Consider the following 24,534-nt stretch of genomic DNA (forward strand, 5'->3'; position numbering starts at 1 on the left):
GCCTGCGCGCCTACCGTCCCGCTATGACGAAGACCGCCGCCCGCCGGCACGCCCTGCGGGCCCTGCCCGCACTCCTGTGCACCGTCCTCGTCGGCGGCTGCACGTGGCCGGAGGAGGAACGCCCCGCGCGCGGCGAGTCGTACGCGTCCGCGACCGCGTCCCCGACCTCCGGCATGCGTACGGAGGACGAGGTCCGCGCCGAACTCGACGTCGCCATCGGGCTGGAGCGCCGCGGACCCGGGGCCGGGCGCCTGGTCGCGGCGGGCAAGGTCTACCTGTCCGAGGAGATGCGCGTCGTCGTACCCGTGGGCGACCGCAGACGCCTGCGGCTCACCGTCGCCACCGCGTCCTTCGACCGGGCCAGGCCGCGGCCCTTCGCCGAGCTCCGCCTCCCCGGCGTGTGGCCGGACGCCCGGTCCGCGGGAAGCACCGCGTGCGCGTGGGAACTGCGGGGCGTGCCCGAGAAGTTGGTCATCCGGGTACGGGCGCAGCAGGGCAGCGAGGGCGCGCTGCTCGCGTACCGGATCACGGAGGCCTGAACCCCGGGGAAGCGTTAGCCTGCGACCAGGGGAACGGCACGGCGGGGGTGCGGGGTCGAGCAGTGTGGCGAAGGCGCTTGCGCCGGCTGCGGCGGTGCTGATGGCGGCGGTCGCCACCCTGGCCTCGCTCGACGCGAACGCCGCGACCTCGGGCCCCGACGGCTGGCCCGGCCCGCTCGACGCCATCCGGGCCGACCCCCCCTACTGCCCCAGGTGGGCCCGCGCTATCTCCCACCACGTGACCTCGGGGCAGTTGCCCTGCGGCCGGTCCTTCAGGAACAGGGAGTACGGCACCTCGCGCGGCGGCTGGCCGATCTCCAGCCAGTGGGGCTTGCCGGACATGAAGTCCCAGCCGTCGTTGGGCATCCGGATGTGGTCGTGCCGGTCGTCCTTGTCCTGGCTGGTGATCTGCAGGACGCTGGCGTGCGTGGCGTGTGCGTGCAGGATCACGCAGTAGCGCTTCTTGCCCTGGGACCGGTCCTCGCGGTACGGAACCACCGCCAGCCAGACCTCCCCGGGACGCGGAGCGATGGCCCGGGGGCGCGCACCCCCGACCGGGCGGGTCGGGTACGCCGGTGGAGCCTGCGGGAACCTGCGGCGGATCGCATGGAATCCCACGGCGGCGGCGATGCCCGCCACCGCGATCTCGCACAGCGCCGTGACGAACGACACCAGGAACTCGCGTTCCTCCGCGTCGAAGTCCCCCCGGAGGTTGTTCTCGAACGGTCCCTCGACCAGGGCCCCGACGACGACCGCAAGGACCGCCGCGACGAGGAACACCGCGGTGTGCCCGAGCAGCCGCTTCGGCCGGAGCGGCCCGCGGCCCGCCGCCATCCAGGCGAGCAGCACCGCCGTGAGCAAGGAGGCCACCCACAGCCACGGGCTGGGGTGCAGGAAAGGGTGCGACCCGCCCGGCGGGGGCTTGGCCACCAGGGGAATGACGGCCGGAAGGCAGAGCAGGTACCCCGCGAAGAAGAACCCGATGAACGACAGACAGCCGTTCCCCCCGCCGCCCGGCCCGCCCGGACCGCCGTAACGCCTCGCCATCGCCACCCCCGGGATCGTCTGTTCGGCCGACGATAGCGGCGCCCCGCCGACCCCACCCGGTCAACGCGGATCGCGGTCCCTCCGAGGTCGGTTGGCGGCTTCAGGCGAAGGAGGAGGTGTCCGGCGCACAGCCGAAGGGAGCGGGGACGGCGAGCGGCTTGGGTGTGGCCTGCTCGGTCATCGTGGTCACCGTCATCCTCCGCAGGGGCGTGGCCGGGTTGTCGGGTCTGCGCCTCACCTCAGGCTGGTACCCGTCGCGCCGCGGTGCCCGGGCTCGGGGGCGGATTCACCGCCACGGGGGTCCCGGCGCGTCACAGGAGGGCTTCTGCCATGCGGCGGGCCTGGTGGGCGGGGGTGGGGCCCGGATTCAGGGCGGCCACCGCCGTGGCTCCCTCGACCAGGATCAGCAGCCGGTCGGCGAGGTCCGCGGAGCCGCCCGCCGATTCGGCCGCCTCCCCGAGCAGGGCGTGCAGCTCGCTCTTGTGACGGTGGATCACCGCGGCCACGGGCGCCGGGGCGTCGCCCAGTTCGCCGAAGGCGTTCAGGAAGGCGCAGCCACGGAAACCCGGCTCGGCGAACCAGTCCGCGAGCCAGTCGAAGACCGCGAGGACGCGCTCCCGCCCGGCCGGGGCGGCCGCGACCCGGGCCCGCAGGCTCGCGGTCCAGCGCCCGTCCCGGCGCTCCAGGTACGCGGCGACCAGCGCCTCCTTGGCCGGGAAGACCCGGTACAGGCGTTTCAGCGGGACCTGGGACTCCGTACGGATGCGGTCCATGCCGACGGCCTGGACGCCGTGGGCGTAGAAGAGCGCCTCGGCGGCGTCCAGCAGGCGGGTGCGGGCTTCCTCGTCGTCCATGGACCCATTATGGCTTGCGCAGAGAACGTACGTTCTCTAGGGTCGTGCACGAAAGGGTGAGAACGGTCGTTCTCGCCCGTCCGCACCGGAAAGGGGCCCGCCCGTGACCACTGCCGTCCGTCCGCCCGTACCGCCCTTCACCGAAGAGTCCGCCCGCGCCAAGGTCCAGGCCGCCGAGGACGCCTGGAACAGCCGCGACCCCGAGCGCGTCGCCCTCGCGTACACCGAGGACTCGGTCTGGCGGAACCGCGAGCGCTTCCTCACCGGCCGCGCCGAGATCCGCGCCTTCCTCGCCGACAAGTGGCGGCGCGAGCTCGACTACCGGCTCCGCAAGGAGCTCTGGTCGTACACCGGCAACCGCATCTCCGTCCGCTTCGAGTACGAGTGGCACGACGCGTCCGGCCAGTGGTGGCGCAGCCACGGCAACGAGCAGTGGGAGTTCGACGACGCGGGGCTGATGCGCCGCCGCGAGGCCGGCATCAACGACGTACCGATCACGGCGGCGGACCGCCGCCTGCACTGACCGGCAGCCCCTGCCGTCCCGGGGTGGCGGGTCTATCCTGGAACAGGGGCGGCACCGTCGTGGCAGGTGACGACATGAGCGGCAGCATCGATTTCGGCGACGAGGTCACCCACTACGGCGACCACAGTCTCGGCATGGTCAGGCACCCGGGTCCCGAGGACCCGCAGGTGGTCCTCCCCGAGCTGATCGCGGCGGCCCGCGTCATGCGGGACCAGCTCGAACCCCCGGACCGGCAGGTCGTCGACGAGTCCACGGCCGTGCTCCGCGCGGCGGACCCGGCCGCGGCCGGCTCCGGCGACGCGTCCGTGCAGCGCGCGCTCCGCCGCCTCTCCGGGGTCGCGTCCCTGGCCGGCCAGCCCGGCGTGCCCGTCCTCGAGGCCCTCGGCCGCATCAACGCCCCCACCGCCGTCTAAGGCCTGTGTGACGACTGATCACAGCGCCACACGGGCCCTGGCGTGCGCCCGCATCCGGTGGGACTCCACCCGCCCACCAGCGATCCTCGAGCGCTTCGCGTGACGCTCTCCGCACGACCCAAAGCACCATGACCCAAAGCACCACGACCCACAGCACCTGACCGAGAGGGAACACCATGCGGATGCGTCGTGCCATGACAGTTCTGGCCCTGGGGAGTGCGCTCGCCCTGGGAGGAACGGCCGTGTCGGCCCACGCGGCCGGACCTGCGGAATCGGCGAAGGTCTCGGCCGACGCCGCAAGCGCGGGCGGCCCCGTCGGCGTCTACCGGACCTACGCGGAGTGCGATGCCGCCGGCAAGGCCACGGGCGCCCCGAGCTTCCGCTGCGAATTCTTCGGCTACCCCCTTATGATCCCCGGCTGGTACTTGTTCGCGTAGCTAGTCCCGTCCGCAGTCAGGGGATGGGGGCCGAAGGTCCCATATGGCCAGTGTTAAGTCCGAATTGAGTGAAACCTTCCCGCTGTGCGTAACGTCCTCCTCTCCGGGAGTCGGTCGCACAGCGGGGAGTGGACGTTCATGGCACTGAAGAAGTACACGGCGCACATAGCCGTCGTCGCGTCGGCGGTCGCGCTCACGGGAGCGGTGTGGGGGGCGTCCGTCCTGACGCATTCGGAGGCGGCGAGCGCCGTGCGCGAGCCGGCCGCGCCGGTGCACGAGCCCGCGCCGCGGGGGCAGAACGGCCCGCAGCAGAAGGTGCCGGAGGGCATCGCGCACGCGACGGAGGCGGGCGGACGGGCCGTCAGCATCACCATCGACGACGGGCCCGACCCGACCTGGACCCCCAAGGTCCTCGAGGTCCTGAAGAAGAACGACGTCAAAGCCGTGTTCTGCATGATCGGCCCGCAGGCCAAGGAGCACCCGGACCTGGTCAGGAAGGTCGTCGCGGACGGGCACCGGCTGTGCGACCACACCGTGTCCCACGACACCGCGATGGACAAGAAGTCCGTGGACTACCAGAAGCAGCAGATCCTCGCGGCGAAGAAGATGATCGAGGACGCGGCCGGCGGCGCGAAGGTCGAGTACTACCGGGCGCCCGGCGGCGCCTTCACGCCCGACAGCCGGCGCATCGCCGCGGAGGTCGGCATGCGTCCGCTCGGCTGGAACGTCGACACGAAGGACTTCGAGAAGCCCGGTACCGCCGCGATCGTGAACACGGTCCGCAACGAGCTCCCGAACGGGCCCACGATCCTCTTCCACGACGGCGGCGGCGACCGCCGCCAGACGGTGGCCGCACTGGAACAGGTCCTGCCCTGGCTCAAGGAACAGGGCCACCCCACCGGGTTCCCCGTCCGCACCCGGCCGTGAGTGTGCGGCGGTGAGCCCGGCGGCACGGGCCCCGGGCCGGGCCGTGACACGCGGCGGGCGGTCGAACGGGTGAGGGTCGGCCGCCGCTGACCCGCTGCGGTGTTCCCTGGTACTCCGCGCCCGGCGCGGCCGTCCCGCCCCCGCACCCGCACCCGCACCCGCACGCAGGAGCTTCCGTGACCATCGCCCCCAAGAACCTCACCGACCCCGCGGTCGCCGCCTTCGTCACGGCGGTCAACGCACACGACCAGGCGGCCTTCTTCGCGCTCCTGACCCCCGACGCCACCATGTCCGACGACGGCACGGCCCGGGACCTGCACGAGTGGACGGACCGTGAGATCTTCTCCTCCTCCGGCCACATGGACGTCCAGAAGGAGTCCGACGGCGGACGCGCTCTGATCGTCTCGTACCGCAACGACACCTGGGGCGAGATGCGCACCGCCTGGCGCTTCGACGTGACGCCCGCCGGCCGCATCAGCCGCTTCGAGACCGGCCAGGCGTAGCCGGCTCGCGCCCCGGGCGACGCTGCTTCGACGGCGCCCCCTAGAACGCCGCGGCGGTCGTGAGGACGGCGGCCGTCAGCGGGGTGTTCTCGGTGGCGCTGCCGCCCGGGAAGAAGAACCGGCGGCGGGTGTAGGCGTACGCCAGGCCCGTCGCCGGGTCCGCCCAGGCGTTCGCGCCCGCGGCCCCGCAGTGGCCGAAGGCGGCCGGGCCGACCTGCGGCTGCCTTTCGAAGCCGAGGCCGAAGTGGTCGCTCTCGCCCGTGACCCGGTCCGTGCCCGCCGCGTGCAGGCGGGCGAACTCCGCGGCCGTCTCCGGCGTCAGCAGCGCCGACCGCCCGTCGACCTCGCCGATGGCGGCCGCGTACATCCGGGCCACGCCGCGGGCCGTGCCCGCGCCGCCCGCCGAGGCCGGGCCGAGCGCCAGGATCCGCGGCGAGTTTCCGTACTCCACCATGTCCATCGGCGTCTCGCGGTGCATGTTGAACGCCACCGGCAGCAGGCTGCCCGCCGGGGGCTGCGCCGCGAAGGCCGCCAGCTGCTCCGGGGTCGGCTGCGGCGGCAGGATCGGCGCCCAGCGCTCCCGCACGAGCTCCGCGGGCAGGCCGAGGTGGAGGTCCAGCCCGTACGGCGCGCGGATCCGCTCCTCGTACAGCTCCTGGACGGACCGCCCGGTGGCCCGCCGCACCACCTCGCCGGTCAGTGCGCCGATCACGAAGGCGTGGTAGCCGTACTCCGCACCCGGCTTCCAGTACGGCTCGGCCGCCGCGAGGCGCGCGGCGACCAGCCGCTCGTCCGCCAGCTCCTCGATCGTGAAACCCTCCGGGGTGTTGACCAGGCCGGCCCTGTGCCCGATCAGCTCCCGCAGGGTCAGGTGCTCCTTGCCGCCGCCGGTGAACTCCGGCCAGTACGCGGACACCTCGCGGTCGAGGTCGAGCACGCCGTCCTGGACGAGCAGCGCGACGACGAGATGGGCCGCGCCCTTGGTGATGCTGTACAGGGTGCCGAGGGTGTCGCCCGTGGTGTGCGCGCCGGTCCACAGGTCCACGACCTGCTCCCCGCCCCGGTACACCGCCAACTGGGCTTCCGGATTGTGCAGTTCGGCGGCGGCGACCGCCTCGAACTCGTCCCGTACGGCCTCCCAGCCCGCGGCGACGGTGCCGTACACCCGCCCGGTGTGGCCCCCCTGGTCCGTGTGGTTCCCGCGGTCCCCGTGTTCCGTCATGATTCCCCCGTTTCGACGACGTCCCGTTGTGCTGATCACCAACTGGCGTCCCGCGCCTGCTATTCCGGGCTCTTACGGGTGAATGCGCGGACGGCGTCGTTCCGGGCCGCCGGGCGGGCGCGTTGAACCAGGGCATGAACCGCATCCGCACCGCCGCGCTCGTCACCGCGGCCGCCCTGTCGGTCCTCGCCCCCGCCACCCTCTCGCAGGCCGACGGCCCCTCCGGGACCGCCTTCCTCCAGGACCCCGCCGGCGGCGGCAAGGACATGAAGTCGCAGTGGACCAAGGGCGACAAGCACAAGCTCAGCGGCCAGTTCCGGTTCCACCCGGGAACGGACTACAAGCTCAGGAACCGGCCCGGCCCGCAGGCCGCCCCCGAGTGGGAGGCGAAGACCCCCGACGCGAGCACGCTGGCGTACCTGCCGGAGTTCGCCTTCTCGTACGAGATCGCCACCTCGACCGTGATCAAGAAGGGGATCACGGAGAAGAAGGGGAAGCACCCGGTCACGCTGCACGCGGTGCTCCGCGACGCGAAGGGCGGCGTGGCCGTGCGGATCCACGAGGAGCGGGCGGACCGTCCGGCGGTGCTGCGGAAGAGCTTCCCGGCGGGGCGGAAGATCGCCTGCGACACGGGCGTCTACACCGTGGAGTGGTCGATCTCGCGGACGGGCACGGATGCGGCCTCGGTCGGCGGCACGGTCCGGTGGGACTCGTCCTGCAAGGAGCTCAGGGCCGCGCTCAGCCACTGAGGCGGGCGGCTCGGGGCCGGGTGGGGCCGCCGCCCCGGGCACCTTGTGGGTGCGCAGCGGGCGGCCGGCCGGACGTCCGGTCGACGTCGTGGGGCCGTGGGGCGATGCCGTGGGGTACTGCGGTGCGGTCCGGCGGCGCGCTTTCGTGCTGCGGTCCGGGTCAGCTCTGCCGGGCGAGCTCGCGGGCCCGCTCCGCGATGTCCTCGAGGACGGTGCGGGGGTCGCCGCCCGGCTCGACGGCCTTGCCGATGTTCCGCTTGATGGTGTCGCTGACCTGGAGCCAGGACGGCTTGTTCACCGGGTACAGCTGGGCGCCGTGCAGGGCGTTGAGGAACTGCTCGTGCGTACGGTCGAGCCCGCCGCCCGCCGGGGTGCGCGATGCGGAGACGGTGGAGGGCAGCAGGTGGTAGCGGCCCGCGAAGGAGCTGAGGTTCTTGTCGGCGTAGAGGAATTCGAGGAACTTCCCGACCTGCTCGCGGTTGCCGTTCTCCTTGAAGGCCATCATCCAGTCGGCGACGCCCATGGTGGGCGGGACCTCGCCGTCCGTGAGCCAGTCGGCCACCGGCATTTCCACGGTGCCGACCCGGATCCCCTTCGCCTTGGCTTCGTGGGCCAGCGACGGGTAGCCGTTGAGCATGCCGACCTCGCCGCGGAGGAAGGCGTCGAAGGCGTCCTGGCGGTTCAGCTTCCCCGGGGCGACCGGGCCCGTCAGCCCGGGGGCGACCAGCTTCTCCTTCAGCCAGGTGAAGGTCTGCGCGTTCTGCTCGGACGCGATGCTGTAGCCACCGGTGCCGTCGGCGAACCCGCCGCCGTTGCTCAGCCCCCAGATCATGGCCTCGGCATGGGCCTCCTCTGGGCCCAGCGGCAGTGCGTACGGGGTCTTCACCCCGTCGTCCTTGAGCGCCTCTGCCGTGCTCTTCAGCTGGGACCAGGTCTTGGGCGCGCTGACTCCCGCGTCCTCGAAGAGTTCCTCGTTGTAGAAGAGCAGCCGGGTGCTGGCGACGAACGGCAGGCCGTACATCTTGTTGCCGATGGAGCCGGCCTGCGCGAGCGGCGGCAGGAAGTTCGCCTCGGTGGCGACCGAGAGCAGGTCCCCGGCCTCGTACAGGCGGCCCTGGGCGGCGAAGTCGGAGTAGGCGCCCATCAGGGCCATGTCGGGGGCGTCCCCGTCCTTGACCATGCGGGTGACCTCGCGGTCGACGTCGGTCCAGGGGTGCAGCGTCACCTCCACCTTCAGGCCGGGGTGGGCGGCGGCGAATTCCGCCGTCACCTTGTCCCAGAAGGCCCTGGAGCTGTTGGCCGGGCTGTCCCCGTATTCGGCGGCGACCAGGCTCAGGGTGGAGCCGTCACCGGACCCGGCGGACGAACCGCAGCCGGACAGGGTGCCGAGAAGGGCGAGCGCGGCCGTGATGGCTGCCGCGCCGGAGTGTCTTCGTCGCACGTTCGTTCCTCTTGATCTTGTTTCGGACACTGCGTCCGGAATTCTCGCTCCCTTTCCGCCGAATGGGCCCATGTGAACCCCAGTTATGGCCCTTGCTCCAACTGCGGCTATTCGCCGTGGTGTTTTCCGATATGGGTGAATGGATTTGGACGCGCGTAGATACGGCACCGGCCGTCGGCCGGTGCCGTATTCAAGATCGCGGAGTGCCGGTGATCAGCCGGTGAACTCTCCCGCGTAGGGGTCGGGCTCACCGGTTTCGGGATTGCGGCCGGTCTGCCAGCGGCGCTGCGCTTCGCGCCAGTGCACGAAGTTCAGCGGGCCCCCGTCCCAGAAGGTGATGCTGACGGGATTCACGTCGAACTCGTCGGAGAAGAGGCGGTGCAGGAATTCCGCCATGCCGTACGGGTACAGGGTGAAGGGATCGGCGGTGTGCCGCCCGCAGACGAGAACCGGCCAGCGGTCGGGGTCCGGGTCGCTGGTGTGCCAGCACAGTATGTCCGCGCCCGCGGTGATCCCCCAGGCGAGGATGTGCTCGGGCTCGGTGGCGAAGACGGTCGGGCCGCCCTCCGCGTGCCAGGTCTGCCGGGCGTTGCCGGTCTCCTCGACCATGTCGGCCGGATCCCACTGCGGGCCCGGGGTCGGCAGCGGCACCAGGATGCTGGCCTCGCCGTTGATCCGGCCGGCGCCGTACCGGGCCATAAAGGCCACGAAATCGGCCGGGAAACGGGTGCCCCAGGTCGCCTCCGCGGCAGCCCAGTCCACCTGCTCGTCCGCGCCGTGCTCCGCGGGCATGATCCGTTCCAGCGCCGTGATCTGCGCGTTCTGCGTCATGCCCGCTCCCCTGACAGCCCAGCCCAACCGCCCCAACTTACCGTGCCGGCAGGTACCGGCCTAGCCGGTGTTCCGTCAGTCGGACAGCACCGTCAGGACGGCCCCGGGGCGTATCCCCCAGCGGGCCATCGCGCCCGCCTCGGCCTCCAGGACGTGCCGCGAACGCAGCCGGGGGAGCCCGAGGCGGCCGGGGCGCATGGTGCGCACGGCCAGCACCCGGCAGCCGCGGTCCAGATAGGCGACGTCGATCGCGAAGCGCATCCGGAAGGTGTGCACGCTCCCGGCGGGGGTCAGCAGGAGCGCGCCCTCGATCCCGTCCCGCCCGAGCAGCCCCCGCGTACGGGCCCGGTACGAGGCCGCGATCTCCAGCGGGACCCGCACCCCCTCCACGCCGAGCGTCCCCGCCCCGTCCTGCCACCCACGTCCCATGGCGGCCAGGTTAAGGGCTCTTCCGGGGCGGTGAATGGGCCCACGGGCCCATGACCAGGGTTGCGGGGGCTGCCTAGGGTCGGGGCGTGGCGCTCGTCGTGATCATCGTGGCCGCCCTCGCCTACGGCGCGGGCGCCGGGCTGCTGCTGCCCCGGGCCGTGTACCGGATGTCCGTCGAGCCGGGGGAGCCGTGGCGGTCCGCCTGCCCCGCGGGGCACGCCCTCGCCGGACCGGCCGCCGGCTGGCTGGGCCCGGCGCGCTGCACGCACTGCGCCGGCGGACCCTACGCCCCCGGCCCTGCCCGTACGGCCGTCCTCGGCGCCCTGGTGTGCGCCGTGCTCGCGGCGGCCGGCGGAGCCGTGCCCGAGACCGCCGTCTGGACGCTGCTCGCGCCCGTCGTGCTCCTGCTCGCCCTGGTCGACCGCGCCGTCCACCGGCTGCCGGACGTGCTCACCCTGCCGCTGGCCGCCGCGGTCACCGCCCTGCTCGGCCTGGCCTCGCTCTCCGGCCGCGCCGCCGGCGACTGGCGGCTCGGCGTCCTCGGCGGGCTCGCCCTCGGCGCCGGCTACCTGGTCCTGTTCCTCGTGAACCCGAACGCCATGGGCTTCGGGGACGTCAAGCTCGCGCTCGCCCTCGGGGTCGCTCTTGGGTGGTACGGGTGGGGGGTATGGATGGCCGGCGCCTTCCTGGGCTTCCTCTACGGGGCCCTCTACGGCCTCGCCCTTGTGGCGCGCGGGCGCGCGGGCCGCAGGACCGCCCTCCCCTTCGGCCCCTTCATGGCGGCCGGCGCGTTCACCGGAATGCTGCTGGGCGGATTCGGAGCGTAGTCGCGGCGCGGCGGTGCACGCAGGACGCTTTACGAAGGGTTATGGTGGAACCCCCCCCTCGGGCCGGTCCGTATCCCCCCCACGGACCGGCCCGTTTTTCGTCTCCGCGCCGTGTCCGCGCCCGGAATTCGGGAGCGGACACGAAAGCGCAGGTCAGCCGAAGCGGCCTCAGCCTCGCTGGGCCCAGATGTTCGTGCCGGGGGTGGAGACGGCGTAGGAGTCGATCTCCTTCAGCTCCTCCTCGGACAGCGCGGCACCCGTCAGCGCGGCGACGTTCTCCTCCAGCTGCGCCACGCTCGACGCACCGATCAGCGCCGAAGTCATCCGCTCGTCGCGCAGCACCCAGTTCAGCGCCAGCTGCGCCAGCGACTGGCCGCGGCGGGCCGCGATGTCGTTCAGGCCGTTCAGGCGGCGGACCACCTCGTCCGAGAGCAGGTCCGGGCTGAGGGACTTGCCCTGGGTGGCGCGCGAGCCCTCCGGGATGCCCTTGAGGTACTTGCCGGTGAGCAGGCCCTGGGCCAGCGGCACGAAGGAGATGCAGCCCATGCCGGCCTCCTCCAGGGTGTCCAGCAGCCCGTCCTCCTCGGTCCAGCGGTTGATCATGGAGTACGAAGGCTGGTGGATCAGCGGCCGCACGCCCATGTCCTTCAGGATCCGCACCGCCTCGGCCGTCTGCTCGGCGGTGTAGGAGGAGACGCCGACGTACAGCGCCTTGCCCTGCTGGACCGCGGACGCGAGGGCGCCCATGGTCTCCTCCAGCGGGGTGTCCGGGTCGAACCGGTGCGAGTAGAAGATGTCGACGTAGTCGAGGCCCATCCGCTTCAGCGAGGCGTCGAGCGAGCCGAGCAGGTACTTGCGGCTGCCCCACTCGCCGTACGGGCCCTCGTGCATCAGGTAGCCGGCCTTGGTGGAGATCACCAGCTCCTCGCGGTAGGACGCGAAGTCCTGCGCGAAGATCTTGCCGAAGTTCAGCTCGGCCGAGCCGGCCGGCGGTCCGTAGTTGTTCGCCAGGTCGAAGTGGGTCACGCCCAGGTCGAAGGCGCGGCGCAGGATCGCACGCTGGGACTCCAGGGACTTGTCGTCGCCGAAGTTGTGCCAGAGGCCGAGGGAGATGGCGGGGAGCTTGAGGCCGCTGTGCCCGGTGCGCCGGTACTCCATGGAGTCGTAGCGCGAAGCGTCTGCCCGATAGGGATTGTTATCAGTCACGTTGTCCTCCCTATCACGGACTTGTGACCGACCGAGTTGGGTCACCCCTCCCGGCGCGCAGTAGTGTGGCGCCCTCGGGGGACCGCAATTCGCACGGGGGCATTGCACGGAGGGGCTGGAAGATCGTGAAGCTGCGCGACCTGGTGTACAAGCTGTACGCACGCCGGGTGGAAGGCCGCCTCGACCATGCCGCGGTGCCCAAGCACATCGGTGTGATCCTGGACGGGAACCGGCGCTGGGCCAAGGCGTCAGGCGGCACCACCGAGCAGGGCCATCAGGCCGGGGCGGACAAGATCTCCGAGCTGCTGGGGTGGTGCAACGAAACCGACGTCGAGGTCGTCACCCTGTGGATGCTCTCCACGGACAACCTGGACCGGCCCGAGGTCGAGCTCCGCCCGCTGCTCAACATCATCGAGAACACCGTCCGCGGGCTCGCCGCCGACGGCCGCTGGCGGGTCCACCACGTCGGCAACCTCGACATCCTGCCCGGGCGGACCCAGACGGTCCTCAAGGAAGCCGAGCAGGCCACCGTCGACCGCGAGGGAATACTCGTCAACGTCGCCGTCGGCTACGGCGGCCGGCAGGAGATCGCGGACGCGGTCCGCTCGCTGCTCCTGGAGCACCACGAGAAGGGCACCTCCATCGAGGAGCTCGCCGAGATCCTGGACATCGACCACATCTCCGAGCACCTCTACACCCGGGGCCAGCCCGACCCGGACCTCGTCATCCGCACCAGCGGCGAGCAGCGCCTGTCCGGATTCATGCTGTGGCAGAGCGCCCACTCCGAGTACTACTTCTGCGAGGTCTTCTGGCCGGCCTTCCGCAAGGTCGACTTCCTGCGGGCGCTGCGCGACTACGCCGCCCGGCACCGGCGCTACGGCACCTGACCGGACCGCCGGCCGCGAGCTGACGCCCTCTCGGGCATCTTCCCCACCCCCCTCAAGGCCTTCACCAGGGATTCACCGAGCGTCCGTCATATGCCATGGCATGGCAGCGCATGTTCGAGGGAATATCCCTCTCAGGTCGACGCCCGATCCACGGGTGTCGAGTCTCAGCGGACGGCACAGGCGCCGTCCGCCCGGGAGGCCCTTTGCGCCAGGACGCACGTGCGGTTCGCACGGACGGAGTGGGAGGGCCGGAATTCGGCCCCTGCATGGGGCTGATGACCGGTCCGGTCTTCATGGCCCGACCTCTTCCGAGGGGGTACGTCCTTCCGTGGTGACCAGCACAAAACGCCGCCTGCCCGACAGGCGGACCTACGTCCTCGACACCAGCGTCCTGCTGGCCGACCCCAACGCGTTCCGCCGCTTCGACGAGCACGAGGTCGTGCTCCCGATCGTGGTGATCACGGAGCTGGAGGCCAAGAGGCACCACCCCGAACTCGGCTACTTCGCCCGTCAGGCCCTGCGCCTGCTGGACGACTTCCGGGTCCGGTACGGCCGCCTCGACGCCCCCATCCCGCTGGGCGACCTGGGCGGCACCCTGCGTGTCGAGCTCAACCACTCCGATCCGGGCGTGCTGCCCGCGGGCTTCAGGCTGGGGGACAACGACTCGCGGATCCTCGCGGTCGCCCGCAATCTGCAGGCCGAGGGATACGACGTCACGGTCGTCTCGAAGGATCTCCCGCTGCGCATCAAAGCCTCCGCCGTGGGGCTGCTCGCCGAGGAGTACCGCGCCGAGCTCGCCATCACGGACGCGGGGTGGACCGGCATGAGCGAGCTGTCCCTCGCCGGGGAGCAGGTCGACCTCCTCTTCTCCGAGGAGCGGCTGTACGTACCGGAGGCGGCCGAACTCCCGGTGCACACGGGACTCGTCCTGACCTCCGAGCGCGGCCGGGCGCTGGGCCGGGTCACGCCCGACGGCAACGTCCGCCTGGTCCGCGGGGACCGCGAGGCCTTCGGCATCCACGGCCGCAGCGCGGAGCAGCGCATCGCGCTGGACCTGCTGCTGGACCAGGAGGTCGGCATCGTCTCGATGGGCGGCCGGGCCGGCACGGGCAAGTCGGCGCTGGCGCTGTGCGCGGGCCTGGAGGCCGTGCTGGAGCGCAGGCAGCACCAGAAGGTCATGGTCTTCCGGCCGCTGTACGCGGTGGGCGGCCAGGACCTCGGCTACCTGCCCGGGGACGCCTCCGAGAAGATGAGCCCGTGGGCGCAGGCGGTCTTCGACACGCTCTCGGCGGTGGCCGGGCGCGAGGTCATCGAGGAGGTGCTGGGCCGGGGAATGCTGGAGGTGCTGCCGCTCACGCACATCCGGGGCCGCTCGCTGCACGACGCGTTCGTCATCGTCGACGAGGCCCAGTCCCTGGAGCGGAACGTCCTGTTGACCGTTCTGTCCCGAATCGGAGCGAATTCCCGGGTTGTTCTGACGCACGACGTCGCCCAGCGGGACAATCTCCGTGTCGGCCGGTACGACGGAGTGGTCGCCGTCGTTGAGAAACTGAAGGGGCATCCGCTCTTCGCGCACGTCACCCTCACCCGCTCCGAGCGGTCGCCCATCGCGGCCCTCGTGACGGAGATGCTCGAATCGGTCTAACGACCCGAACCTGCCCAAACGGGCAGCAATTTGAGCGCCGTCCGGCAAAGGCGAAGAGCCTAGCCGGGCGGCGTTCCATTGCGCAGGGGTTTGCCCAAACCTCTTGCTGCGTACGAGGTGTGAGCTTTCACACTCGGCCGGGAATTGCCTTGGGTCATCCGCGTCCGGCAAAGTCTTGCTTCCGTCAGGCCCCGCATACGGCACACCTGTACCTCCAGGAGACCCACCGGGACTTCCGGGGTGCATCAGCACCTCCACAACTCAACAGCCGTTCGCCGTATGCCGCCCGGAGCACCACGCGGCACTCCTCCCAAGGGAGTTGCCCACGGGCCCGCCGCCTCCAGTGACCCACTCTCAAGTGGAGGCCAGTGCCAGGGGCACTATTGCGTCCGCGAGGTCACCGCTGCGGACGTCGCTGGAAGGAAACCGTGTGAGCCGGATCTCGGTTCGGGGATTTGCCGTGGCCTCCGCCACTGCCGTCACCACCGTCGGCGCCGTCGTGGGAGTCGCCGCGGGCGACCCCCAGTCCACGAACGACCTCGAGGTCACCGCTGCCGGTACGACGCTCCTCACCGACATCCCGGTCGGCGAGCAGGCGCAGGTGCAGACCGCGTCCCTGACGCAGCAGGCCGATGCGCTCGCCTTCCAGGCCGACGCCGAGGCCAAGAAGACCCTCGAGGAGTCCGCGCGACTCCAGGCCGCCAAGGACGCCAAGTCCAAGAAGGCCGCCGCCGAGGAGCGTGCGAAGAAGGAGCGCGAGGCGAAGGAAGAAGCGGCCAGCCGCTCCGCCGCCCGCGACGCCGACGACTTCACCCCGCAGTCCTCGTACACGGTCGCCCAGGTCAAGGCCATCGCCCGCCAGATGGTGCCGGCGAGCCAGTTCCAGTGCTTCAGCAACATCGTGAACCACGAGTCGACCTGGAACTACCGCGCGCAGAACCCGTCCTCGGGCGCGTACGGCCTCGTCCAGGCGCTCCCCGGCTCCAAGATGTCCTCGGCCGGAGCCGACTGGCGCACCAACCCCGCCACCCAGATCGAGTGGGGCCTGAAGTACATGGACAGCCGCTACGGCAGCCCCTGCGGCGCCTGGAGCTTCTGGCAGGCCAACCACTGGTACTAGGCCCGTGGCCCCCGCGGCCCGGACCCTGGCTCAAGCCTTGGCGTGAAGCCCCTCACCGTCCTTCGGTGAGGGGCTTCACGCGTGTACGGTCGGGCGTGGCGTGTGTACGGGGGACGGGGGAAAGGGATCCAGATGTCGCGTGAGCCCGGTAAGTGGCCGGACTGGCTCGGCCGCCTCGGCAAGGCGCTTCCCGAACGGAAGCCCGAGCCCGAGCCGGACGAGGGCCCGCCGGCCGTGCCGCCCGTGCCGGCCCGTCCGCCGGCCCCGCCGGTCCTCGGTGCCGCCGCCCGCAGGCCGAAGCCCGACCCCGTGAGCGTGGTCCCGTGGGGAGTCCGGGTGGCCGCCGAGGTCAGCTGGCGGCTGCTGCTGCTCGCCGGCATGCTCTGGGTGCTGATGCGGGTGATCAGCGAGGTCCGGCTGGTCGTCCTGGCGTTCGCCGCAGCGCTCCTCGTCACCGCTCTGCTCCAGCCCTTCGTGGTGCGGCTGCGCCGCTTCGGGCTGCCCCGGGGGCTGGCCACCGCGGTCACCGCCATCACCGGCTTCGTGGTCATCGGGCTGGTCGGCTGGTTCGTGGTCTGGCAGGTCATGGAGAACCTGGACGACCTCTCCGACCGGCTCCGCGACGGCATCGACGAGCTCAAGAGAGCTGCGCTCAACAGCCCGTTCCACGTCACCGAGAAGCAGATCAACGACATCGCGAAGAACCTCAGCGAGACGATCACCACCAACACCGACGAGATCACCAGCGCCGGGCTCCAGGGCGTGACCGTGCTCGTCGAGGTGCTGACCGGCATCCTGCTCGCGATGTTCTCGACGCTGTTCCTGCTCTACGACGGCAAGCGGATCTGGCAGTGGACGCTCGGCCTCGTGCCGTCGATCGCCCGGCCCGGGGTGGCCGGCGCCGGCCCGCGGGCCTGGCGCACTCTGACCGCGTACGTCCGCGGCACGGTGATCGTGGCCCTCATCGACGCCATCTTCATCGGCCTGGGCATCTACTTCCTCGACGTTCCGATGGCGGTGCCACTGGCCGTCTTCATCTTCCTGTTCGCCTTCATCCCCCTCGTCGGGGCCGTGGTCTCCGGTGCACTGGCGGTCGTGGTGGCCCTGGTGACGGAGGGACCGTTCAGCGCGCTGATGGTGCTCATCGTGGTGCTGGCGGTCCAGCAGATCGAGGGCCACGTGCTGCAGCCGTTCATCCTGGGCCGTGCCGTACGCGTCCACCCCCTGGCGGTGGTCCTGTCGGTCGCCGCAGGTGGGATGATCGCAGGGATCGGGGGCGCGGTGGTCGCGGTCCCGCTGGTGGCGGTCACGAACACGGTGGTCGGCTACCTGCGGGCGTACTCCCGAGAACAGGAGCTGCGGATCGGCCCGGCGCCCCACGGCGCGACGGCCCTCCCCGTGGCTCCTGTCGACCGGGGGGACGCAGAAGGTGATATCCGAGCCTGAGATCGACGGGGTGTACGGGCCCGCGGGCCCGCGGCGCGAGGAGCTCGCCGACCCGCCGCCGCAGGAGCGGCGCGCGGGCGGCACGCGCCGGGCCTGGCAGTGGGCGCTCGGCGGCGCCCTGCTCGCCTCGGTCGCATGGGGCGCGGGGCTGTACGCCTTCACGGACTTGGTCCGCGGACCGGAGATCCGCTACGACGCGGGTGACAAGCTGTGCGACCGCTTCAAGGCCGCCGCCGTCACCCGGCTGCTGGGCGAGTCCGTGGTCAACGGCACCACCAAGCAGACCCGCGGTTCCGCCTACGACCGCAGCGCCTGCGCGCGCAACGCCATCGGGGGCACCGAGGTGACGACCCACCCGGGCTTCGTCCGCCAGTACTGGATGTCCGCCGAGGTGGAGCGCCACAAGAAGACCGACCCCCAGCCCGAGTTCGAGGCCGTGACCACGGCCGGCGAGGTCTGGGCGTCCGAGGCGGACGCGGAGGAGGTCCCGGGCCTGGGGGAGCGGGCCCTGCTCGTCACCGACGGCCCGTCCTCCGACTGGAGGCTGACCGTCCTGGACGGCGGGGTGGTCTTCACGCTCAACGTCCAGGTGATGCAGGACTACAACGGCGGGGAGGGCGAGGACGCCGAACAGCTTCCCGAGCCGCCCAAGATGGAGTCCGATGCCGTCCTGGCGGCCATGGTCGAGGACATGCGGCAGCTGATGACCGCGCTGTCGCAGCAACAGGGGACATCAGGGAAAGACGGATGACCCGGTGAAGGCCGGGGCGAACGGGGGAACGAAGGGTGATCAGCGAGCCTGAACTCGACGGGGAGTACCGGCCTCCCGGTACGTACGAGCAGCTGACCGAGCCGCCGCCGAAGGAGCGCCGCCCGCCGGGGCCCTGGGCGTGGACGCTGGCCGGCGCCCTGGTCGCCTCGGCGGCCTGGGGCGGCGCGCTGTACGCGTTCGGCGGCGGGGAGCAGGCCCCGCCGCTGCGCTACCGGCAGCCCGTCAACCTGTGCGACGAGGTAAAGGCGAAGGCCGTGAGCCGGGTGCTGGGCAACCTGCGGGGCATGACCACCCGCTCGGAGGCCGAGCACCCTGCGGTGGACTGGTTCAGCTGCGTGCTGTCCCTGCCCGACGACAAGGAGGGCGTCAACGGCTGGCAGCGCACCGCCGAGATGACGGTGACGCTGGAGCTGCACCGCAAGACCGACCCGGAGCCGGAGTTCGACGCCGACCTGGAGCGGCAGCGGTGGGACGCCACCGCGACGGTCAAGCGCGAGGCGGTACCGGGGCTGGGCGAACAGGCGGTGATGGCCACCGGGGACATGCTGAGCGGTCCGCAGCTGCGGGTGGTCGACGGCGGCACCGTCTTCATGATCGAGGCGGGGCAGGGCTGGAACTGGTCCGGCGCCGATGCGCCGGAAGAGGACCACCCGGAGGGAAAGTTCGACGAGACCGCGCTCCAGGCCGCGATGATCGAGGACATGCGGGCCCTGATGACGGCCCTCAAGGCCTAGTCGTGTCGTCGAAATCTCGCCTGGTCGGCGGGCGGACGACGCCACTTTGACGACACTCCCCGGCCGGCCGGCCGGCAGCGGGACGGCGGGGACGGCAACGAGCCCCCGGCGCCACGGGATCGTGGCGCCGGGGGCTCGTCGGCTCTGCCTATTCGGCGAGGGTGGCTTCCGCGTCGAGGGTCACGCCCACCGCCTGGATCACCGAGGCGATCTTGACGGCTTCCTGGACGGTCTCGCGGTCGACGCCGGCCTTGCGGAGCACCTGCTCGTGCGAGTCGAGGCACTGGCCGCAGCCGTTGATCGCGGAGACCGCGAGGGACCACAGTTCGAAGTCGACCTTCTCCACGCCCGGGTTGCCGATGACGTTCATCCGCAGACCGGCCCGCATCGTGCCGTACTCCGGGTCGGAGAGCAGGTGGCGGGTGCGGTAGAAGACGTTGTTCATCGCCATGATCGCCGCGGCGGACTTGGCGGCGGTGTACGCCTCGGGGGAGAGGTTGGCCTTCGCCTCCGGCTCCAGCTCACGCAGCACCTTCGGGGAGCGCGAGGTGATCGCGCACGCCAGGACGGTGCCCCACAGCTGCTGCTGCGGCAGGTCGCTGTTGCCGATGACCGAGCCCAGGTTCAGCTTCAGGTCCTTGGCGAAGTCCGGTATCGCGGCCTTCAGCTCGTCGAGGGCCACGGGTCACTCACCGGCCAGCAGCGCGCCGGCGTCGAGGGTGTCCTCGCCCTTGGTCCAGTTGCAGGGGCACAGCTCGTCGGTCTGCAGGGCGTCGAGGACCCGCAGGACCTCCTTGGGGTTACGGCCCACGGAACCGGCGGTCACCATCGAGAACTGGATCTCGTTGTTCTGGTCGACGATGAAGACGGCGCGCTGCGCGAAGCCGTCCTCGCCCTGCACGCCACAGGCCTGCATGAGCTCGTGCTTCGAGTCGGCCAGCATCGGGAAGGGCAGGTCACGCAGGTCGGCGTGGTCCTTGCGCCAGGCGTGGTGCACGAACTCCGAGTCGCCGGAGACGCCGAGGATCTGCGCGTCGCGGTCGAGGAACTCGTCGTTCAGCTTGCCGAAGGCGGCGATCTCGGTCGGGCAGACGAAGGTGAAGTCCTTCGGCCAGAAGAACACCACGCGCCACTTGCCCTCGTAGGTCTTGTGGTCGATCTGAGCGAACTCCTTGCCGGCCTCGAGCGAGACGCAGGCGGTCAGATCGTAGGTGGGGAACTTGTCACCGACAGTGAGCACGTGCACTCCTTGCGGAACGGAAGACCGCACCCTTGTGGGGTGTATGCGGACTTCTGAGGGGGTTGGACGGATCTCACATGCTGGCACAGCTGCATTGATTACAGAAATAGCTAGCATGGAAGGACGTGATCGGAGGTACCTATCAGTGGCACTGGGTAATAGGGGAGCGAAGCAGCCGACGCTCGCCCAGCTGAGGGCGTTCGCGGCGGTGGCCGAGCACCTCCACTTCCGCGACGCCGCCGCGGCGATCGGCATGAGCCAGCCCGCCCTGTCGGGGGCAGTCTCCGCGCTGGAGGAGACCCTCGGCGTCCAGCTGCTGGAGCGCACCACCCGCAAGGTGCTGCTGTCGCCCGCGGGCGAGAAGATCGCGGCCCGCGCGAAGGCGGTGCTCGACGCGGTCGGCTCGCTCATCGAGGAGGCCGAGTCGGTACGGGCCCCCTTCACGGGGGTCCTGCGGCTGGGGGTCATCCCCACCGTGGCCCCGTACCTGCTGCCGACCGTGCTCTCGCTGATCCACCGCCGCTACCCCCGGCTGGACCTCCAGGTGCACGAGGAGCAGACGTCCTCGCTGCTGGAGGGCCTGGGGAGCGGACGGCTGGACCTGCTGCTGCTGGCCGTGCCGCTCGGCGTCCCCGGGGTCACCGAACTGCCCCTCTTCGACGAGGACTTCGTCCTGGTGGCGCCGCGCGACCACGAGCTGGCCGGACGCCGGGACATCCCGCGCGAGGAGCTGCGCGGACTGCACCTGCTGCTGCTCGACGAGGGGCACTGCCTGCGCGACCAGGCCCTCGACATCTGCCGTGAGGCGGGCCGCACGCAGGGCGCGGACGTCACCACCACCGCCGCCGGGCTGTCCACCCTGGTCCAGCTGGTGGCCGGCGGGCTCGGGGTGACGCTGCTGCCGCGGACGGCGCTGCGCCTGGAGACCACCCGCAACGAGCACCTGTCCACGGGGTACTTCGCCGAGCCCGCGCCGTCGCGGCGCATCGCCCTCGCGATGCGGACCGGCACGGCCCGGCAGGGCGAGTTCGGGGAGTTCGCGGCCGCGCTGCGGGAGGCCGTACGACCGCTGCCGGTGTGGCCCGCGGAGTGAGTCCGCGGGCCGCACCGGCGAGGGCCGTGCCGGCAGTGCCGGCAGTGCCCGCGGGGGCCGCTACTCGGTCCGCAGGCCGTCCGGGCGCATCAGGCGCAGCAGCGGCGGCAGGCTGAGCAGGGTCACCGCGAGGACCACGCCCGCGCCGATGCCCGCCATCGATGCGACCGAGGGCCAGTCCACGGCGACCGGCACGTTGGTCATCCGCATCAGTACGGCGCCCAGGGCCAGGCCCGTCGCCGTGGCCAGGGCGAGCCCCAGTGCGATCGGCACCGCCGTCTGCCACAGCACCGACAGGCTCAGCGTGGAGCGCCGGGTGCCGAAGGCCACCAGCGCGGACAGCAGCTTCTTGCGCTCGCGCAGCTGCTCCAGCTGGGAGACCAGCAGGCTCGCGCCGATCAGCGCCAGCACGAGGACCGCGCCGATGAACAGGCCGGTGCGGATGCTCGCGAAGCGGCTGCTCTCCTCGGTGCTCTGCAGGGTCATGACCGTGGCCAGCGGGTCCGCCTTGAAGGCCGCGGTCCGGGCCCGCTCCAGGGCGTCCGGCACGGAGGGGTCGACCTGGACGTACACGGAGGCGCGGCCGTTGGCGCCGAGGCCCTTGGGGGCGGCGCCCGGGGTGGCGAGGATGCCGGAGCGCGCGGTACCGGCCGGGTCGGGCCTGCTGTCCACGGTGCGGGCCGACTTGGGCAGGGTCCAGGAGACGGTCCTGCCCGGCTTGTCGTCGTACACGGCCCCGACGTGCAGCCGGGTCCCGGGGGCGGCCAGCTGCTCGGCCGCCGTGTCGTCGTAGCCGCCCCGGATGACGAAGGCGTCCCCGTCCTTGCAGGAGGGCAGCTGCCCGATCTCGCGCAGGGACGTGCAGTCGGCGACGGTCACTTCGATGGACTGGTCGGAGTTCCGCTGCACGGACGAGGCGTCGTAGGTGACCAGCGGGACGACGCGCGTCACGCCCTCGGTGCTCTCGATGCGCCGTGCGGCGTCCTCGACCCGGCGCGCGGTGTCGGTCTTGCCGTCGCGGACCGTGTGCATCCACACCGACATCGCGGCACGGGAGGGGTCCTCGCCGGTGCGCTTGGTGTAGTCGTCCTCGACGCCGGTGAACAGCATCTGCAGGGCGATGGCGCCGGCCACCGCCACGGCGATGCCGTTCACCAGCCGGGCGGCCGCGCCGCTGCCGAGCTGGAGCCGGCGGACCGCCAGCTGCCAGGAGACCCCGCCGCCGCCGAGGCGGGAGACGACCGCCTCGACCAGCCAGGGCAGGATCGCGGTGATCCCGATCAGCAGCAGCACCACGCCGCCGATGACCTGCCACTGGTTGAACTGTCCGCCGTCGTTGCCGCGGCCCATCATCGGGGCCAGCAGCCCGAGTCCGGCGAGCGGAAGCACCAGCCGCCACCAGATGCGGCGCCGCGAGGGCTTCGACGTACGCACGACGCCCAGCGGCTCGATGACGACGCCGCGCAGCGCGAACAGGGTGACAGCCACCGCGGCCGCCGGTACGGTGACGGCCACCAGCGCCGCAAGCCACGGGCTGGGGTCGAGGTCGGACGGGAAGACACCGCGGTCCAGGACCGTGACGTGGCCGGCGAACCGGCGGACGGCGAAGAAGACCGCGGCGCCCAGCGCCAGGCCCACGACCGCGCCCGTGAAGGCCTCGCCGGCCGCGATGCGGCGGGTCATCCGGCCGTCGGCGCCCACCAGCCGGAGGGCTGCGAGCCGGCGGTCGCGGCGCTCGCCGCCGAAGCGGACCGCGGCGGCGATGAACACGGCCACCGGCATCAGCAGGGCCACGAAGACCATCACCAGCAGCAGGGTCAGGACCGGGTCGAGCGGCTCGCTCTTCGTGTCGTTGGCGAAGCCGGTGATGCGCTGGACGCCGGGGCCGTCGGCCGGGAGGGAGTCGGAGCCCAGGTAGAAGGCCAGTTCGCCGGGGCCGAGAAGGCCCTGTTCGCCGATGGTCGAGACGATCCTCCCGTCGAGCCGCTCGCGCAGCAGCTTGCCCTCGCCGGAGCGCAGCAGCTCGGCCAGGGCGGGGGAAACGGCCAGTTCGCCGGGGGCGGGGAAGGCCTTCAGGCCCGGCGGGAGCGGAGCCTCGGGTCCCTCGGGCCGCAGCTGGGCCCCGTGCAGCTCCTGGCCGCGGAAGGAGGTGTGGATGTCGGCGGTCAGCAGGGTGTTGCGGCCGGGGTGCTCTGCGCTGGGGGCGGTGAAGGTGCTGCGCGCATCGGCGCGTGCGTCGCGGGCCGCGAGTGCGCTGGGCAGGGCGGTGGTGACCAGCAGCAGGGCCACTCCGAGTCCGACCCCGATGCCGGTGAGGAGCGTACGGGTCCAGCCCTCGCGGCCGCCGCTGACGGCGAACTTGGCACCCATGCGGAGGTCCTGGACCCAGGCCTGGAGCGTGCTCATATGGCGCGCTCCATGTCGCGCGACCGGCCGTCGCGGACGACGATCTCGCGGTCGGAGTAGGCGGCCACCCGGGTCTCGTGGGTGACGAGGACGACGGCGGCGTTGGTGGACCGGGCGGCGTCGGTGAGCAGCTGCATCACCCGCTCGCCGTTGAGGGAGTCGAGGGCGCCGGTGGGCTCGTCGGCGAAGAGCACGCGCGGGCCGGTGACCAGGGACCGGGCGACGGCGACGCGCTGGCCCTGGCCGCCGGAGACCTCGCCGGGGCGTTTGCCGGCCAGGTCGTCCACCTCCAGCTTCTGCATCCACTGCAGCGCGGTCGCCTCGGCCTGGCGGCGCTTGGTGCCGTTCAGTCGCAGTGGCAGGGCGACGTTCTCCACGCAGGTCAGCTCGGGGACGAGCTGGCCGAACTGGAAGACGAAGCCGAACTCGCTGCGGCGCAGGGCGCTGCGCTCGGCGTCGCTCATCGAGGTGAGCTCGCGGCCGGCGTAGGCGATGGAGCCGGAGTCGGGGGTGACGATGCCGGCGAGGCAGTGCAGGAGGGTGGACTTGCCGGAGCCGGAGGGCCCCATGACCGCGACGACCTCGCCGGGGTGGATGGAGAACCCGGCGCCGTCGAGCGCGTTCGTGGGTCCGTAGGCCTTGCGGAGGCCGGTGGCGGTGAGCAGCGAGCCGGCGGGTGTCATCGTCGTACGTCCTTCGCGAGCTGGTCGAGGCGGGCGGCCGTGAGTTCGAGCCAGCGCAGGTCGGCCTCCAGGTGGAACAGGGCGTGGTCGCAGACCAGCTGGTCGGCGAGGTCGCCGTTGCGCTTGCGGTTGGTGAGGACGCGCATGAGGCGCAGGTGCTCGGCCCGCTGGGTGTCGAGCAGGTCCGCGGCGCTGCGGCCGGTGAGCAGTGCGAGGACGACCTTGGTGTAGAGGGTCGACTGGAGGTACGGCTCGGGCTTCTCCGGCTGGGCGAGCCAGTGTTCGACGTCGGTGACGCCGGCCTCGGTGATCGCGTAGCGCTTGCGGTCGGGACCGCCGCCGCTCTCTATCCCGTCGACCTCGACGAGGCCGTTCTTCAGGAGCCTGGACATGGTCGAGTAGACCTGCCCGTAGGCGAGGGGGCGGTCGTGGCCGAATCGCTCGTCGAAGGCGCGCTTGAGGTCGTAGCCGTGCCGGGGGCCGGCCTCCAGGAGGCCGAGAAGGGTGTGACCGATGGACATGCCATGACTGTACACCGGGTGTATACCCGCGATGTATAC

Annotated in this window: 27 protein-coding genes; 15 read left to right on the forward strand and 12 right to left on the reverse strand. The window is 71.7% G+C overall.

The features are described 5' to 3' along the window. Positions 1-23: 23 nt before the first annotated feature. Positions 24-539, forward strand: a complete 516-nt coding sequence (locus ACZ7H1_RS25530; protein ID WP_470790001.1) for a hypothetical protein — start codon at positions 24-26, stop codon at positions 537-539. Between the two features lie 201 nt (positions 540-740). Here ACZ7H1_RS25530 and ACZ7H1_RS25535 read toward each other — a convergent pair whose 3' ends face one another. Both ACZ7H1_RS25535 and ACZ7H1_RS25540 read right to left on the reverse strand, forming a co-directional pair. Continuing rightward, positions 741-1,592: a hypothetical protein gene (locus ACZ7H1_RS25535; RefSeq protein ID WP_470790002.1), complete on the reverse strand. Its 852-nt coding sequence runs from the start codon at positions 1,590-1,592 to the stop codon at positions 741-743. A gap of 305 nt (positions 1,593-1,897) precedes the next feature. Then, on the reverse strand, positions 1,898-2,440 hold the full coding sequence (locus ACZ7H1_RS25540) for a TetR/AcrR family transcriptional regulator (RefSeq protein ID WP_470790004.1): 543 nt from the start codon (positions 2,438-2,440) through the stop codon (positions 1,898-1,900). 103 nt (positions 2,441-2,543) lie between these two features. Here ACZ7H1_RS25540 and ACZ7H1_RS25545 point away from each other — a divergent pair, with 103 nt between their 5' ends. The 5 genes from ACZ7H1_RS25545 to ACZ7H1_RS25565 all read left to right on the forward strand — a co-directional run bounded on the left by ACZ7H1_RS25545 (position 2,544) and on the right by ACZ7H1_RS25565 (position 5,243). Continuing rightward, positions 2,544-2,963, forward strand: coding sequence for a nuclear transport factor 2 family protein (locus tag ACZ7H1_RS25545; RefSeq protein WP_470790005.1), 420 nt, complete (start codon positions 2,544-2,546; stop codon positions 2,961-2,963). 74 nt (positions 2,964-3,037) lie between these two features. Continuing rightward, positions 3,038-3,376, forward strand: a complete 339-nt coding sequence (locus tag ACZ7H1_RS25550) for a hypothetical protein (RefSeq protein WP_470790006.1) — start codon at positions 3,038-3,040, stop codon at positions 3,374-3,376. Between the two features lie 194 nt (positions 3,377-3,570). Further along, positions 3,571-3,813 carry a hypothetical protein gene (locus ACZ7H1_RS25555; protein WP_470790008.1) on the forward strand — a complete coding sequence of 81 codons (243 nt, stop codon included), beginning with the start codon at positions 3,571-3,573 and terminating at the stop codon, positions 3,811-3,813. 138 nt (positions 3,814-3,951) lie between these two features. Next, positions 3,952-4,740, forward strand: a complete 789-nt coding sequence (locus ACZ7H1_RS25560) for a polysaccharide deacetylase family protein (RefSeq protein ID WP_470790009.1) — start codon at positions 3,952-3,954, stop codon at positions 4,738-4,740. 176 nt (positions 4,741-4,916) lie between these two features. Continuing rightward, the gene (locus ACZ7H1_RS25565; protein WP_470790011.1) at positions 4,917-5,243 is read left to right on the forward strand and encodes a nuclear transport factor 2 family protein; all 327 of its coding nucleotides are present in this window, start codon (positions 4,917-4,919) and stop codon (positions 5,241-5,243) included. Between the two features lie 40 nt (positions 5,244-5,283). On the opposite strand, the gene ACZ7H1_RS25570 is transcribed toward ACZ7H1_RS25565, so the two are convergent. Continuing rightward, on the reverse strand, positions 5,284-6,465 hold the full coding sequence (locus ACZ7H1_RS25570) for a serine hydrolase domain-containing protein (protein ID WP_470790013.1): 1,182 nt from the start codon (positions 6,463-6,465) through the stop codon (positions 5,284-5,286). 134 nt (positions 6,466-6,599) lie between these two features. On the opposite strand from ACZ7H1_RS25570, the gene ACZ7H1_RS25575 reads away from it, so the two are divergent. After that, entirely contained in the window at positions 6,600-7,214 is a 615-nt protein-coding gene (locus ACZ7H1_RS25575) for a hypothetical protein (protein ID WP_470790015.1), read from the forward strand. A gap of 160 nt (positions 7,215-7,374) precedes the next feature. Here the strand turns inward: ACZ7H1_RS25575 and ACZ7H1_RS25580 are convergent, their stop codons facing one another. The 3 genes from ACZ7H1_RS25580 to ACZ7H1_RS25590 form a co-directional block, all read right to left on the reverse strand. Beyond that, entirely contained in the window at positions 7,375-8,655 is a 1,281-nt protein-coding gene (locus tag ACZ7H1_RS25580; RefSeq protein WP_470790016.1) for an extracellular solute-binding protein, read from the reverse strand. 213 nt (positions 8,656-8,868) lie between these two features. Continuing rightward, positions 8,869-9,486, reverse strand: a complete 618-nt coding sequence (locus ACZ7H1_RS25585) for an SMI1/KNR4 family protein (protein WP_470790018.1) — start codon at positions 9,484-9,486, stop codon at positions 8,869-8,871. A 75-nt stretch (positions 9,487-9,561) separates the two neighbouring features. Continuing rightward, on the reverse strand, positions 9,562-9,915 hold the full coding sequence (locus ACZ7H1_RS25590) for a DUF192 domain-containing protein (RefSeq protein WP_470790019.1): 354 nt from the start codon (positions 9,913-9,915) through the stop codon (positions 9,562-9,564). A gap of 86 nt (positions 9,916-10,001) precedes the next feature. Here ACZ7H1_RS25590 and ACZ7H1_RS25595 point away from each other — a divergent pair, with 86 nt between their 5' ends. Then, positions 10,002-10,742: a prepilin peptidase gene (locus ACZ7H1_RS25595; RefSeq protein WP_470790021.1), complete on the forward strand. Its 741-nt coding sequence runs from the start codon at positions 10,002-10,004 to the stop codon at positions 10,740-10,742. 168 nt (positions 10,743-10,910) lie between these two features. Here ACZ7H1_RS25595 and mgrA read toward each other — a convergent pair whose 3' ends face one another. Next, positions 10,911-11,948, reverse strand: a complete 1,038-nt coding sequence (gene mgrA, locus ACZ7H1_RS25600; protein ID WP_470790023.1) for an L-glyceraldehyde 3-phosphate reductase — start codon at positions 11,946-11,948, stop codon at positions 10,911-10,913. A gap of 125 nt (positions 11,949-12,073) precedes the next feature. Here mgrA and ACZ7H1_RS25605 point away from each other — a divergent pair, with 125 nt between their 5' ends. The 6 genes from ACZ7H1_RS25605 to ACZ7H1_RS25630 all read left to right on the forward strand — a co-directional run bounded on the left by ACZ7H1_RS25605 (position 12,074) and on the right by ACZ7H1_RS25630 (position 18,552). After that, positions 12,074-12,835 (forward strand): isoprenyl transferase, encoded by a 762-nt coding sequence (locus tag ACZ7H1_RS25605; protein WP_470790025.1) that lies wholly within the window; start codon positions 12,074-12,076, stop codon positions 12,833-12,835. 328 nt (positions 12,836-13,163) lie between these two features. Then, positions 13,164-14,480 carry a PhoH family protein gene (locus ACZ7H1_RS25610; protein WP_470790027.1) on the forward strand — a complete coding sequence of 439 codons (1,317 nt, stop codon included), beginning with the start codon at positions 13,164-13,166 and terminating at the stop codon, positions 14,478-14,480. A gap of 430 nt (positions 14,481-14,910) precedes the next feature. Continuing rightward, positions 14,911-15,600, forward strand: a complete 690-nt coding sequence (locus tag ACZ7H1_RS25615; protein ID WP_470790029.1) for an aggregation-promoting factor C-terminal-like domain-containing protein — start codon at positions 14,911-14,913, stop codon at positions 15,598-15,600. A gap of 132 nt (positions 15,601-15,732) precedes the next feature. Then, on the forward strand, positions 15,733-17,046 hold the full coding sequence (locus tag ACZ7H1_RS25620; RefSeq protein WP_470790031.1) for an AI-2E family transporter: 1,314 nt from the start codon (positions 15,733-15,735) through the stop codon (positions 17,044-17,046). Beyond that, a complete protein-coding gene (locus ACZ7H1_RS25625; protein ID WP_470790033.1) occupies positions 17,030-17,797 on the forward strand; it encodes a hypothetical protein in 768 nt (255 codons plus the stop codon). Before ACZ7H1_RS25620 ends, ACZ7H1_RS25625 begins: the two co-directional genes overlap by 17 nt. A 35-nt stretch (positions 17,798-17,832) precedes the next feature. Further along, positions 17,833-18,552 (forward strand): hypothetical protein, encoded by a 720-nt coding sequence (locus tag ACZ7H1_RS25630; RefSeq protein WP_470790035.1) that lies wholly within the window; start codon positions 17,833-17,835, stop codon positions 18,550-18,552. A 148-nt stretch (positions 18,553-18,700) separates the two neighbouring features. Here the strand turns inward: ACZ7H1_RS25630 and ACZ7H1_RS25635 are convergent, their stop codons facing one another. Next, on the reverse strand, positions 18,701-19,234 hold the full coding sequence (locus tag ACZ7H1_RS25635) for an alkyl hydroperoxide reductase (protein WP_470790037.1): 534 nt from the start codon (positions 19,232-19,234) through the stop codon (positions 18,701-18,703). Between the two features lie 3 nt (positions 19,235-19,237). Beyond that, positions 19,238-19,792: a peroxiredoxin gene (locus tag ACZ7H1_RS25640; protein ID WP_366478365.1), complete on the reverse strand. Its 555-nt coding sequence runs from the start codon at positions 19,790-19,792 to the stop codon at positions 19,238-19,240. Positions 19,793-19,907: 115 nt separating this feature from the next. Here ACZ7H1_RS25640 and ACZ7H1_RS25645 point away from each other — a divergent pair, with 115 nt between their 5' ends. After that, entirely contained in the window at positions 19,908-20,885 is a 978-nt protein-coding gene (locus ACZ7H1_RS25645; RefSeq protein ID WP_470790039.1) for a hydrogen peroxide-inducible genes activator, read from the forward strand. A gap of 60 nt (positions 20,886-20,945) precedes the next feature. Here ACZ7H1_RS25645 and ACZ7H1_RS25650 read toward each other — a convergent pair whose 3' ends face one another. Genes ACZ7H1_RS25650 through ACZ7H1_RS25660 form a run of 3 tightly spaced genes read right to left on the reverse strand, consistent with a single transcriptional unit; the run spans position 20,946 to position 24,495 of the window. Continuing rightward, entirely contained in the window at positions 20,946-23,291 is a 2,346-nt protein-coding gene (locus ACZ7H1_RS25650) for an ABC transporter permease (RefSeq protein ID WP_470790041.1), read from the reverse strand. Next, the gene (locus ACZ7H1_RS25655; protein WP_470790043.1) at positions 23,288-23,974 is read right to left on the reverse strand and encodes an ABC transporter ATP-binding protein; all 687 of its coding nucleotides are present in this window, start codon (positions 23,972-23,974) and stop codon (positions 23,288-23,290) included. The genes ACZ7H1_RS25650 and ACZ7H1_RS25655 overlap by 4 nt, the downstream gene beginning before the upstream one ends. Continuing rightward, on the reverse strand, positions 23,971-24,495 hold the full coding sequence (locus ACZ7H1_RS25660) for a PadR family transcriptional regulator (RefSeq protein WP_470790045.1): 525 nt from the start codon (positions 24,493-24,495) through the stop codon (positions 23,971-23,973). The genes ACZ7H1_RS25655 and ACZ7H1_RS25660 overlap by 4 nt, the downstream gene beginning before the upstream one ends. Positions 24,496-24,534: the final 39 nt, after the last annotated feature.

This window comes from Streptomyces sp. NPDC037401 (genome assembly GCF_055602345.1).